Genomic DNA, 12,573 nt, shown 5'->3' with positions numbered 1-12,573 from the left:
TCGACAAGCGTGGAAGTTTCGCGGTTTCCGGCGTTACGCATCGATGTGTGTCATGCTCTGCGGTCATGTCGACCACGATGCGAATCGCTGTTGCCGCGTTGGTGTCCGTTGCTGTGCTCGCCTCCGGTGGGGCGGCCAACGCCGGGGACGGCCAGCGGGCCAAGGGGTGTGCCGATCGGGCGCTGCTGTTCTGTGAGGACTTCGAGCGGCTGCCGCTCGGCGGGCCGGCCACCCTGCGCTGGGGTGTGGACACCAGGCACGGCGCGCTGAGTGTCCAGCAGCAGCGGCACAACCGGGTGCTCAACGTACACACCGAGGGCAACGGGCGGGCGTTTCTGCGCATCGACGACTTCGCCGCGCCCGGGAATGCGTTCTACGGGCGGGTGCGGGTGAAGGTCGACGCGTTCCCGACCGCGCCGGACTGGGCGCACTTCACGCTCGCCGAGATCACCGGCGGCGGCAGCGCCGAGGTGGTGCGGCCGATCGGCGGGCAGTGGGCGCCGCCGCTGCAGGGGTCGTTCTGGGGGGTCGGCGCCGATGGTGGGCCGACCGGTGACTGGACCGACTGGCGGGAGAGCGCGCCGACGACCGCCGACCGGTGGCAGTGCTTCGAGTGGCAGTGGGACCCGGCCGACAACCGGGTCGCGCTCTGGATCGACGGGGTGAGCCGGCCGGAGCTCAGCGCGACCACGACGAAGCACGGCGGCAACCCGGTCGACTTCGTGCTCCCCAAGGCCGACACGGTGAAGCTGGGCTGGCAGCTGTACCAGCCGGGCCCGACCCCGGCCCGCTTCGACGTCTGGCTGGACGACATCGCCCTGGGCCCGCAGCGGATCGGCTGCTAAGCGTCGGCGACGCGGCGCAGGTGGGTGACGGCGCTGTCGTGGTCGCGGAACAGGCCGGCGTCGAGGCCGTGGGTGGCCAGGAAGGCGGCCGGGTAGCGGGTGCCGGTGTCCGCGTCGGCCCAGGTGCCGGCGGGCAGGAACGGGAGGCGGGCCGGGCGGGCCGGCTCGCCGTAGCGGTGGCCGTCCAGGAACTGGAAGACCGCGGCCTCGTCACCGGTCGCGGACAGGTAGGCCAGGGCCGGGGCGCTCGACTCGCGGGGCGAGCGCAGCCGGTGCAGCTGTCCATGTTGGACAATCGGACGGACCCGCTTGTACTGCGCGATCAGATCGATCGCCAGCGCGCGCTCGTCGGCTGTCCACTGTGGCAGGTCACCGCCCACACCGAGGACACCGGCCATCGCCACGTGGAAGCGGAACTTGAGCGGCAGCCGGTTGCCGGTGAGGAAGTTGGGGGCGTCGGTGACCCAGGCGGTCATGGCCCGGGCCGGGTACAGCTGGCTGAACCCCTCCTGGATGTGCAGCCGGTCGCTGGCGTCGGTGTTGTCGCTGGTCCACACCTGGTCGGTGCGGGCCAGGACGCCGAGGTCGACGCGGCCGCCGCCGGACGCGCACGACTCGAAGCGGACGGCCGGGTGGTCGCGGCGCAGCCGGTCCAGGATCGAATACAGCGCCAGGGTATGCCGAGTGGACCACAGCAGGTCGCCGTAGGGACCCGGGTCGGTGACCGGGCGGTTCATGTCCCACTTGACGAACGCGATGTCGTTGTCGGTCAGGAGCTTGTCGAGCCAGTCGTGCAGCCAGGCCGCCACTTCGGGGTGGCCGAGGTTGAGCACGAGCTGGTTGCGCAGTTCGTGGCGCGGGTACCCGGGTGACGCATACACCCAGTCGGGGTGCGCGCGATACAGGTCGCTGTCCGGGTTGACCATCTCCGGCTCGACCCAGATCCCGAACCGCATCCCGAGGTCGTGGACGCGCTCGATGAGCGGGCCGAGGCCGTTGGGGAAGCGGGCCGAGTTGGGCAGCCAGTCGCCGAGGCCGGCGTTGTCGGAGACCCGGCGGCCGAACCAGCCGTCGTCCATCACGAACAGCTCGCAGCCCAGCGCCGCGGCCTGCTCGGCCAGGGCCAGCTGGTTGGCCTCGTCGAGCGTGAACCCGGTCGCCTCCCACGAGTTGTAGAGGACCGGGCGCAGTTCGCCCGCGTGTGGGAGTACCCCCGCCAAAATAGACTCGTGCCAGGCCCGGCTGGCGGCGCCGAAACCACCGGCGGTCCACAGTCCGCAGGATTTCGGGGCTTCATAGGTGGTACCGCCGGAAAGCCGCGCGACGGGCGCCTCGTGCCCGGCGCCCACGTTGGCGACGACCCGGCCGTTGGGCAGCCGCTGGACGTCGATGTGCCACGTGCCGGACCAGGCCAGCGCGGCCGTCCAGACCTCGCCGTGCGCCTCCGTCGCGGTGCCGTCGTCCAGCGCCACCCACGGGTTGTGCATGGGGCTGGTCGTGGTGCGGCGGCTGCCGAGGTGCACGGCGCCGGGCGGCAGGGCGGTGCGCTCGAGCCGGCTGTCGGCCCCCCAGCGGCCGTGGAGGCTGCTCAGGCGCGGGTGGTCGAAGGGTGGCAGGCACCAGGCGGCGCTGTCGGCCCGGACGACCTCGACCGGCACGTCCGTCTCGAGCTCGGTCCAGCGCTCCAGCACGTCGTGGCGGGCGGAGACCCGATAGTGCAGGGTGAGGCGCACGGGGCGGGTCAGCTCACGGTACCGAAGCCGCAGATGCCCTTCCTCGACTGCACTGCCGGTGAACATCCAGCGCACGGTCCGGCTGTCGTCGGGGAATCGCAGCGCGAGGGCCGGCTCGGTGAAGCGCAGCCCGGTGTCGGAGGGGTACTCCTCGCGCCCGTCGAGGCGGCTCTCCCAGCTGCCCCGGGCCGGGTCCGACGGCACCTTGGCCAGGGCCACGGCGGTCTCGTCGTCGACGGGGGCGCCCCAGTGCGCGGCGAGCGGGACGTCTTCGCCGCCGAGGGAGAGGACGTAGGCGCTGTTGGGTGTCCGCAGCACCCAGACGTTGGCGGCGGGCTCGGTGACGCTCATGCTCACTGCCCGGCGTAGGCGGCGCCGAGCAGCGCCGAGCGTTCGGTGTCGGCGACCGGGCGGGCCGGGACCGGCAGGTGCAGGGCCGGTTCGATGAGGTCCCAGGCGCCGGTCATCGAGCCGCCGACGACGACCACCTCGGCCCCGAACCGGTCCAGCCACTCGGTGAGCAGCCGGCCGAGGATGCCGAACGCGGTGTCGACGACCTCGCGGGCGTCCTTGTCGCCGCCCCGGGCCAGCCCGGCCAGGCCGCGCATGCCGTCGACGGTCACGCCGGTGCGGGCCAGGTAGCCGCGCACGAGCGCCCGGTCGGAGACCAGGTCCTCGATGTTGACGCCGTCGACGTCGCAGAAGTGGATCTCGCCGTCCGGCGGCACGTCCGGCCCGGTCGAGACGACGGCCCCGTCGGCCAGCCAGGACGAGCCGATGCCGGTGCCGAGCGTGATGGCGACGCTGCGGTCGGTCCCGGTGGCGGCGCCGTCGACCCACTCGCCGAGCAGGAACGCGTCGGCGTCGTTGACGAACGTGAAGGCCGCGGCCTCGGCCGGGATCGCGGCGGCCAGGGCCTCGCGCAGGTTGACGCCGTGCAGCTGGTCGAACTTGCTGACGCCCTCGTGCAGGGAGACCCCGTGCACGTAGTCGAAGGGGCCCGGCATGGCGACCGCCCAGCGGTCACCGGGCCCGGGCAGGAGCCGTTTGGCCGCGTCGGCGAGCGCGCCGATGATGGTGAGCGCGTCCTGCGAAGGGTCGAGCGGGTGGCGCTGCCGGTCGACGATGCGGTGCGCGTTGACCTCGACGCTCCCCGCGGTCACATGACTTCCGCCGACCTCGAGGACCCGCACCGTGTTCTGCACCGGTAAACGTTATCGCACAGGGCCACGGCGCCCGATGGACGCCGTGGCACTGAACTTTTTTAGTGCTTGGACAACGCAAAGATGGTGATGATGACGGCGATCACGGCCAGTGCGCCCACGATCGCCATGGCGATCTTGAAGGCGCTGTAGGGGCGCTCGCCGGCGACCTCGCCGGTCATACCGTTCACCTGGATGTTGTACGTCTTGCCGGCGTACAGGTAGCAGGCGATCCACACCGGCAGCAGCATGAGCTTGAACGTGACGTCGTTGTACTGCGTGTGCATCTGCTCGACGCGCTGCTCGTCGCCGCCGATGTCCTCCCGGCAGTCCTGCTCGATGACCGGGCGCATCTTGCCCTTGGCGTTCTCGAGGCCCTGCTCGGGTTCGACGTCGTAGCGCAGGGTGTCGTGGCCGGCGAGGAACTCCGGGCGGTACGGCTGCGACTCGGGCAGTGGCCACGGCTCGAGCGCGTCGAGGTGCTTCGCCGTCACCTTGGTCGTGCCGGTCACGAGCACGTCGTCGAAGTCCCGGAACACCCGGCCCTGTGCGTGATACCAGCGGGTCTTCTGCACCTGGCGGGACTTCTGCTCACCGTTCTCGGTGTAGGTCTCGGTGACGTAGTAGTGCTCGCCCCGCTGACCCTGGTAGTCCGTGATCGTCCGGGAGTCGTAGGTCCAGTGCGGCAGGTAGGTGCTCCTGGCCGTCTCGGCCTCGGAGACCTCCTTCAGCCCTGACGGCGCGAACCAGCGCGACTTCGCCCACGTGCCGAGCGACTCCCGCAGCTGCTGCTTGCTCAGCGAGAACGGCAGCACCGCCTCGGGCACCACCTGGTCCTGCGGGCTCACCTCGGCCACGACCGGGGCGTTGCAGAACCGGCAGCGGTCCGAGATCTGGTCGGTCTCGGTCTGGGCACCGCAGTTGCGGCACACGAACACGTGCTTGGCCAGCAGCGCGATCGGCTTGCGCGGGAGGCTGGCGAAGGTGAGGAAGTCGTGCTCGCGCACGCGCATGCCGGTGGTCTGCAGCGGGGTCTCGTGGCCGCAGTACGGGCACTTGAGCACGCTGGCTCCAGGCGCGTACTCGACGTTGGCGCCGCACTGGGCGCAGGGGTATTGCATTTGCGACATGGTCGGGTCAGCCCATCGGGGGGAGCGGCGGGGGTACGGAGGCGAAGATGCTGCCGAGCTCCGGGACCTGCTCGGCCGGGGTCCAGGCGGCCATGCCGTTCTTCCACACCAGGGTGCCGCGGTTGATGGCGCCGGCCTGCACCTGCTGGGCGAGGGCGGCGGCGTCGAACGGGCCGGCCTGGGCGCCGTTGACGGCGGCGAACCACTGAGCCTGCTGGGGCAGCGGCGGGGGGCCGGCCGGCGCCGCCTGCGGCTGGGGCTGGGTCGGGCGGTTCAGGGACTGCGCGACCTGCTGCGCGGCGGCCATGCCCAACCCGAGCCCGAAGCCCTCGCCGGCGCCGCCGGGGTTGTTGGCGGCGTCCTCCATGGCGTTGGCGGCCTGGAACTTCGAGTACTGGTCCAGGTTGCCCAGCGCGCTCATCGAGGTGCGCTTGTCGATGGCCTCCTCGACCTCCGGCGGCAGGGAGATGTTCTCGATGATGAACTTCGGGATCTGGATGCCGTATTCGGTCAGCTCCTGGGTCAGCACCCCGGCCAGCTTCTGCCCGATCAGCAGCTGCTGCGAGACCAGGTCGAGCACCGGCACCTGGGCGGCGGCCAGGGCCGGGCCGAGGTGGCCGACGATCAGCTGGCGCAGGAACTCCGACACCTCTTCGGTGCGGAACTGCGGGTCGGTGCCGACGAGCTGCTTGAGCAGGTTCTCCGGGTGCACCACGCGCAGGGAGTAGGCGCCGAACGCCCGGATGCGGACCATGCCGAACTCGGCGTCCCGCATCATGATCGGGTTTTGGGTGCCCCACTTGAAGTCCGTGAACTGCCGGGTGTTGACGTAGTAGACCTCGGCCTTCCACGGGGAGTCGAAGCCGTACTTCCAGCCCTTGAGGGTGGACAGGATCGGCATGTTCTGCGTCTGCAGGGTGTAGGTGCCCGGCACGAACACGTCGGCGACCTGGCCCTCGTTGACGAAGACGGCGACCTGCGACTCGCGCACGACGAGCTTGGCGCCCATCTTGATCTCGTTCTGGTAGCGCGGGAACCGCCAGACGATCGTGTCTCGGCTGTCGTCGAGCCACTCGATGATATCGATGAACTCGCCCTTGACTTTATCCCACAGTCCCACGTCGGTTTCCCCCTTGCGTCCGGATCATCGAGCGTCGCAGACCCTAGCAACCGTTCCTGAAAACCGGATGGTTGCTGTCGGGAAACCGCCCGCGACCCATTCTCTCGATATGATCGTCCGCTCGTCAGTCGGGAAACGGGCAGAGTTACGTCAACCGGATGACCGGCAGCGTGCGGGACGTCTTCTTCAGGTAGCCGGCGAACCGGGGCTGACTGGCGATGATCTTCTGCAGCGCCGCTTCCCGCTCGGCCCCGGTGAGCTCGTGCGGGGTGGCCGGGCGCCTGGTGCCGCCGTGCTCGATCCAGACCTGGTCGGGGTGGGCCTTGAGGTTGTGATACCAGGCCGGGTTGGTGGCGGCCCCGTTGTTGGACGCCACCACCAGCCAGGCGTCGTCGCCGTCGCGGAACCGGGCGACCGGAGAGACGCGCTCCTTGCCGCTCCTGGCGCCGACCGTCGTGATGTAGAGCAGGTCCATGCCCGCGAAACGGTCGCCGGTGCGCTTGTGGATGCCGATCATCAGGTTCTTCATGATGCCCATGCACTCATCCTCGCGCGCCCGGCCGGAACTGTCTCGATCGATGTGTCACCGGTCGGGCAGTACTTTTGTCCCGTCCCGCCGGACCCTCAGCGGCCCGGGTCGTCGAGGAGCCGCGGGTGCTCCCGCAGCAGGTCGGCCAGGCGGGTGGCGGTCGACGAGGCCGGTGCGTCACCGGCGCCCAGCTTGACCTCGACCCCGGCCGCCGTCTGGGTGGCGCGCACGTGCCACACCACCCCGGCGTCCTCGGCCATGACGGCCAGGGACAGCGACGGGTGGCGCTGGGCGAGGTCCCGCAGGGTCTGGATGAGATCCTCGATGACCGGCAGCGACTGCGTGGCCGGCGATGGCGGGGCCAGGTGCGGCCGGGCCGCGGGGGGCGGGGCCGCGGGCGGCTCCACCGGGCGGGCCGCCGCCGGCGCCGGCTCGGGTGCGCCGGCCCGGCCACCGTTCGCGCGGCGGCGCAGTTCGTCCCAGCGGGCCAGGCGGGCGAGGGCGTCGTCGGGAGGGCGGGAGGCCATGGGTTCAGTGTGCTCCGCGCAGCGCCCGTTGCAACGCACCTTCGAGGACGACCAGCATCGCGTCGCGCACCGAGGTGCGCACCCGGGCGTCGAAGCTCACTACGGGCACCTGTTCGGCGACGGCCAGTGCCCACCGGACCTCGTCGATGTTGTGCGCCATCCGGCCGTTGAAAGTGTTGACGGCCACGACGAAGGGCAGTCCGGCCCGCTCGAAGTAGTCGACCGCGGGGTAGCAGTCGTCCAGCCGGGCGCTGTCCACCACGACGAGGGCGCCGAGCGCGCCGCGGACCAGGTCGTCCCACATGAACCCGAAGCGGTCCTGGCCGGGGGTGCCGAACAGGTACAGCTTCAGGCTCTGGTCGATGGTCACGCAGCCGAAGTCCATGGCGACGGTGGTGGTGCTCTTGGTGCTGGTCGCGCCGGGATCGTCGATGCCGATGGCGGCCGAGGTCATCTCGGCCTCGGTGGTCAGCGGGGCGATCTCGGAGATCGACCCGACGGTCGTGGTCTTGCCCACGCCGAAGCCCCCGGCCACGATGATCTTGACGGGGACGGGAGCCCGGGTGGCGGCCGGCCGGGTCGCGGCCGGTTCAGCGGATCGCACGTAGTCCACGCATCACTCGCAGGATCGTCTCGGGGGACTGGGAATTGTCGGTGTCGGTGACGTGGACGTCGAGGTAGCCCGCCAAGCGCAGGTCGGCCACGAGGATCCGGGTCACGCCCAGGTGCAGCGGCACCAGCGCGGACAGCTCGGCGACCGAGATCGGCCGCTCGCACAGCCGCACGATCGCCTGCATCTCCGGCGTGAGGGCCAGGGCCCCGGCCGCGTCGCCGCGCAGCGTCACCTGGGTCTCCAGGCCGATCTCGCGATCGGCCGCCTCGACCCGGCCCGACGTCAGCACGAACGGGCGCAGCCCGGCCGACCCGCCCGCCGTCGGCGCGGCCGGGTCCTCGGCGCTGCTCGGGCTCCCCGGCACCGGACCCGCGGACGTCGCCCGCAGATACGGTGGAATCCGCCCGACCGACTCGGGCTCCGGGTTGGCGTAGGGCTCGTGGGTCACGTCTGGACGGAGTTTTTCAGTTCCGCGATCAGGGCGGGGGACAGCGCGGCGCCGGCCCGGCTCGCGAAGAGGGTCATCTCGTAGGCCACCGTGCCCAGGTTCGCCGACCGGTCCGCGATGACGCCGAGGACCGAGCCGCGGCTGATCGCGGTGATGAGCAGGTAGCCATCGGCCATGTCGACGATGACCCGGTTGAGGGCGCCCAGCGAGTACCACCCGGCGGCGCCCGCGGAGAGGCTGGTCACCCCGGACACGATCGCGGCGAGCCGGTCGGCGTTCGCCCGGTCCTGCACCGACGACATCGCCATGAGCAGACCGTCCGACGACACGGCGATCGCCTCGCGCACGCCCGCCGTGTTGGTCGTGAACGAGTCGAGGAGCCAGTTGAACGTCTTCGCATCGGCACTGAGCCCGGTGTCCCGGCTCGCGGGGCCGCCCGGGTGCGTGAAGGTGCTGTTCATCACGGTGTTCCTTCGTGGGTATCGGTTCCGGCCGGTGCGTCGCGCAGCGCGCGGGCCACGCCGGATTCGAACTGTTCGACGAGGCTACGGGCGGTCTCGGGGTCGGGCGGGGCGGCCTGCGCGGCGGGCGGCCGGGCCGGGCGGTCCATCCCGCTCAGGGCGGCGCCGGGCGTCCGCCGGCGAAGGGTGCGCGGCCCGTCGTCGGGCAAAGCCAGAGGCGCCGTTTCTGGTACTGCCGTGAAGCCGGGCCGGACCGCGGTGTGCTCATCGGCCAGGCGCACCCCGGCCTCGAACTGCTCGATCAGGTCCCGCGCGGCGAACGCGTCCGCGACCATCGGCGGCGACTCCGGCACGACCCGCTCCGGCCCACTCGGCAGCTGCGTCCCCGGCACCCGCCGGCGCAGCCCGGACGGCGAGGACACGGCCGGCGGCTCGGGGACAGCGGGCTGGGGGACCACCGGAGCGACCGGAGCGGTAGGAGCGACCGGAGCGGTAGGAGCGACCGGAGCGACCGGAGCGTTCGCGGGCGTCCTGGTCCCGATGTCGAAGGCGTTCCAGGGCTGCACATCGCGGATCACCTCGCCCGCGTCGTGCAACCGGCGCGACGGCAGCGGCGCCGAGGGGTCGAGAACGGGCCCGGACGCCGGCGGAGCCGACGGCGCGTCCAGGCCGGACCGGGCGGACAACACCGACGCCGAGCGGTAGATGCCGGGGGCCTCGAGCTCGCGGGTCGGGACCTCCAGCAGCGGCGCGGCCACCTCGCTGTGCACCCGCACGGGGGCGAGCACCGGCACCGAGACGACGTGTGACACGCCCAGGTCGACCGTGGCCGTGACGCCGCCCGCCGGGGTGTGGGTCAGGGCCACGCCGAAGCCGTGCCGGCGGGCCAGCCGGCCGGCCACGAACAGGCCGAGGACGCGGCTGGGCACCAGGTCGAGCCGTTCGCGGCGGACCAGCCGGGCGTTCTCCTCGGCCAGGCGCTCGTCGCTCAGGCCGATGCCGTTGTCGATGACGGCGATCCGCACGCCGGTGGACAGGGCCCGCGCGGCGATGGTGACCCGGGTGTGCGGCGGCGAGAAGTTCGTCGCGTTCTCCAGCAGCTCGGCCGTGAGCAGCACCAGGTCGCCGACGATGCCGGGGGCGACCAGCAGCTCGACCGGGATGTCGGTGTCGACGCGGGTGTACTCCTCGATCTGGGCGAGGGCGAGCCGGGCGACGTCGATCAGCCGGACCGGGGCCATGTGCTCGTCGCTGCGGCCGGAGCCGGAGATGACGACGAGGCTGTCGGCGCTGCGGCGCAGGCGGTTGGAGAGGTGGTCGAGGCGGTACAGCTGCTCCAGGCGGGGCCCGTCGGTCTCGCGGGTCTCCAGCTGGTCGATGATGCCGAGCTGGCGCCCGACGAGGTTCTGGGTGCGCCGGCCGATGTGGCCGAACATCTCCGCGACGTTGCGCCGGCTCACGACCTGGCGCTGGACGAGCTGCGCGGCCGTGGTCTGGACCCGGTCGAAGGCCCGGGCCAGGTCGCCGATCTCGTCGGCCCCGCTCGCGTCGAGCACGTCGAGGCGGACCGGGGTGCCGATGAGGTCGGCCTCGTCGTCGGCGACCCGGCGCAGCTCCTCCTCGCCGGCCTCGGCGATCCGCTCCGCGGAGCGGGTCAGCCCGATCAGCGGCGCGGCCACGGCCCGCACGACGGCGGCGACCAGCAGCAGCACGACGATCAGGACGAGCCCGGTCAGCGCGCCCGCGCCGTAGGCCGTGGCCAGGGCCCGCTGCTCGTCGCGGCTGACGGCGGAGCTGAGGTCGTCGATGAGGCGCCGCTCGACGGAGCCGCCGAGGACGCTGAACGACAGCAGCTTGGGGAACAGAGCGGCCAGCGGGCGCGCGGCCATCGCGGCAACCGGGTCGGCCTCGAAGTCCTGGGCGAAGGAGGTGCCCACCCGCTGGTCGAGGGCGGTGCCGACGAGGGCCTGCAGCTGGGCCTGGGCGGGTGTGGCGAAGGCGGCGAAGCGCTCCTGGTACACCTCCAGCTCCGTCTGCTCCTCGTGGAAGCGCAGGACGAGCGGCTCGGGGTCGCCGTGGGCCATGACGGCGAGGATCGCGGTCGTCTCCGTCAGCGACTCGTTGACCCGCAGCAGGGAGTCGAGGGCGAGCAGCTCCCGGCCGGTCGGGGTGGTGGTGTCGGCCCGGCCCACGAGCCCGAGCGCCTCGATCGTGTCGTCGAGGAAGGGCACGAACGCGTCGAGCGCCTCGTCGGGGGTGGCCGCACCGGCCCGGACCCGCTCCCGCAGCGGTGGCAGCTGCTCCTCGATCGCGGCGAGGGCGGCGGTCAGCTCGTCCGGGAGGTCGCCTCCGGCGCGCACGGCGGCGACCTGGTCGGTGACCCGGGCCGACTGCCGGGCCAGGTCGGTCCGGTCGACGGCGCCGAGCAGGAGCCCGACCGTCAGCAGCCGCTCCTGCTGGAGGTCCTCCACGAGGGAGCCGACCCGGGCGGTGAGCGTCACCGCGGCATCGGTGTCGGCCGACCGCGCGGCGGTGTTGACGAGGTTGACCACCACCGGCACCAGCAGGCCGAACATGGCCAGCAGCGGGATCGCGACGAGCAGCGTCAGCTTGCCGCGGACGCGCAGCCTACCGAGCAGCACTGACGGTCTCCCCGCGCTCGTGGGGTGCGCGCGCCGGGTACTCGTCCGGCCACCGCTCGCCGGGCACCGGTGGCACCCGCCGGCGGCGCGCGCGCAGCGCCTGGATCACCGCCAGGCTCACCGGCACCAGGCCGAGCACGATGGCCACGACCAGGGCCGCGACCGCGACGGCGGCCCGCGTCCGCAGGCTCGACACGCGGTCGCGCAGCAGGTTGTCGAGCACGCTGAGCAGGGCCGCGGACAGCGCCGACGCGGCCCGGCCGAGGTCGTTGCGGTCGTTCGTGATCTGCGCCGGGTCGGCGGTCAGGGTCGTGCGGGCGGTCGACGTGGTCGGCGCCAGGGCGTCGGCGGCCCGGCTGTACGCGTCGATCTTGCCCAGCAGGCCCGCGTCGATCCCGGCCCCGGCCGAGCTCTGGGAGGCCAGCTGCAGGTCCTCGGACAGGTCCGACGCCGAGCTGATCAGGTCGGAACGGGCCTCGGCGATGCCGAACAGGGCGTCGGTCTGCGCGGTCGCGGAGAGCTGGCGGGCCAGCTGGACCCGGCCGGCGTAGGTGCCGGCGGCGGCGATGCCCTCGGGCAGCTCCTCGGCGGCGGCGTCGGCGAGGTAGAAGGTGTCGGCGTGCGGGTCGCGAGCCAGCCCGGCGGCGTCCCGGATCTTGCCGACGAGGTCGAGCAGCAGGTCGAGGGCCTCGGAGTAGGCGGCGAAGACGGTGGCCGGGGCCCCGGTGGGCGGCGCCGCCTCGATCTTCGTCCGCACGTCGGTCCACCGGTCGCGGGCCAGCAGCTCGGTGCCGTAGTCGGCGTCGGCCCGGGCCGCCCCGCCGATCGCGGCGATGAGCGGCTCACGCTGGACGGTGCTCCCGGCGGCCGCGGCCACCTGGGCGTTGACCAGCTCGATCTCCAACGGCACCAGGGCCCGCAGGTAGGCCACACCGTGCCGCTCGGTGGCCGCGAACGCCGAATCGTCGCCGGTGGACTGGCGCTGCAGCCCGAACAGCACGATCGTGGGCGCGATGAGCAGCACCGGCAGCACAAGCCTTACCAGGGTTCCGACGAACCCCCGGGGCCGGCGGTCACGATCTGTAGATATAGCCATGAGTCACTCTCTGCCAGCACCGAGCGGGACCCGAACATAGCTTTCCGCCACGTAACCGCGTCATGAACCTGTCACATAGAAGTACCTGGCGAACCGGCCGATAGTACGCACCCGTTCCGGTGGAACCTCAAGAGTTCGTTGCCAGAGCCGCAGACTGAGACTATGATGCGGCGCCCACTATGCGGTGGCTGCTTCGCCAGAAACCGCACGCCGAAACGCACAGCGGG

The 12,573-nt window shown here is 72.1% G+C and carries 12 protein-coding genes; 1 reads left to right on the top strand and 11 read right to left on the bottom strand.

What is annotated here, in order from left to right; all coding sequences use genetic code 11:
• Window positions 1-65 precede the first annotated feature (65 nt).
• A complete protein-coding gene (locus tag ACIA8L_RS33815) occupies window positions 66-845 on the top strand; it encodes a hypothetical protein (protein ID WP_395910806.1) in 780 nt (259 codons plus the stop codon).
• Here the strand turns inward: ACIA8L_RS33815 and ACIA8L_RS33810 are convergent.
• The 11 genes from ACIA8L_RS33810 to ACIA8L_RS33760 form a co-directional block, all read right to left on the bottom strand.
• Entirely contained in the window at window positions 842-2,929 is a 2,088-nt protein-coding gene (locus tag ACIA8L_RS33810) for an alpha-galactosidase (protein WP_395910804.1), read from the bottom strand. The genes ACIA8L_RS33815 and ACIA8L_RS33810 overlap by 4 nt on opposite strands.
• Window positions 2,930-2,931: 2 nt before the next feature.
• Window positions 2,932-3,783, bottom strand: a complete 852-nt coding sequence (locus tag ACIA8L_RS33805) for an ROK family protein (RefSeq protein WP_395910802.1) — start codon at window positions 3,781-3,783, stop codon at window positions 2,932-2,934.
• 59 nt (window positions 3,784-3,842) lie between these two features.
• Entirely contained in the window at window positions 3,843-4,901 is a 1,059-nt protein-coding gene (locus ACIA8L_RS33800; RefSeq protein WP_395910800.1) for a hypothetical protein, read from the bottom strand.
• A gap of 16 nt (window positions 4,902-4,917) precedes the next feature.
• Window positions 4,918-6,030 carry an SPFH domain-containing protein gene (locus ACIA8L_RS33795; RefSeq protein ID WP_395910799.1) on the bottom strand — a complete coding sequence of 371 codons (1,113 nt, stop codon included), beginning with the start codon at window positions 6,028-6,030 and terminating at the stop codon, window positions 4,918-4,920.
• Between the two features lie 145 nt (window positions 6,031-6,175).
• Window positions 6,176-6,568, bottom strand: a complete 393-nt coding sequence (locus ACIA8L_RS33790; RefSeq protein WP_395910797.1) for a nitroreductase family deazaflavin-dependent oxidoreductase — start codon at window positions 6,566-6,568, stop codon at window positions 6,176-6,178.
• Window positions 6,569-6,654: 86 nt separating this feature from the next.
• Window positions 6,655-7,086 carry a hypothetical protein gene (locus tag ACIA8L_RS33785; protein ID WP_395910796.1) on the bottom strand — a complete coding sequence of 144 codons (432 nt, stop codon included), beginning with the start codon at window positions 7,084-7,086 and terminating at the stop codon, window positions 6,655-6,657.
• 4 nt (window positions 7,087-7,090) lie between these two features.
• Window positions 7,091-7,699 (bottom strand): GTP-binding protein, encoded by a 609-nt coding sequence (locus ACIA8L_RS33780; protein WP_395910794.1) that lies wholly within the window; start codon window positions 7,697-7,699, stop codon window positions 7,091-7,093.
• Entirely contained in the window at window positions 7,677-8,147 is a 471-nt protein-coding gene (locus ACIA8L_RS33775) for a DUF742 domain-containing protein (protein WP_395910792.1), read from the bottom strand. The genes ACIA8L_RS33780 and ACIA8L_RS33775 overlap by 23 nt, the downstream gene beginning before the upstream one ends.
• Window positions 8,144-8,608: a roadblock/LC7 domain-containing protein gene (locus ACIA8L_RS33770; RefSeq protein ID WP_395910791.1), complete on the bottom strand. Its 465-nt coding sequence runs from the start codon at window positions 8,606-8,608 to the stop codon at window positions 8,144-8,146. The genes ACIA8L_RS33775 and ACIA8L_RS33770 overlap by 4 nt, the downstream gene beginning before the upstream one ends.
• A complete protein-coding gene (locus ACIA8L_RS33765) occupies window positions 8,608-11,250 on the bottom strand; it encodes a nitrate- and nitrite sensing domain-containing protein (RefSeq protein ID WP_395910790.1) in 2,643 nt (880 codons plus the stop codon). Before ACIA8L_RS33765 ends, ACIA8L_RS33770 begins: the two co-directional genes overlap by 1 nt.
• Window positions 11,237-12,283, bottom strand: a complete 1,047-nt coding sequence (locus tag ACIA8L_RS33760; protein WP_395910789.1) for a hypothetical protein — start codon at window positions 12,281-12,283, stop codon at window positions 11,237-11,239. Before ACIA8L_RS33760 ends, ACIA8L_RS33765 begins: the two co-directional genes overlap by 14 nt.
• Window positions 12,284-12,573 lie beyond the last annotated feature (290 nt).

Source organism: Dactylosporangium sp. NPDC051541 (genome assembly GCF_044454505.1).
GTDB lineage: Bacteria > Actinomycetota > Actinomycetes > Mycobacteriales > Micromonosporaceae > Dactylosporangium.
The sequence above is the reverse complement of the archived record's forward strand: the minus strand, read 5'-3'. Positions and strand labels throughout refer to the sequence as shown.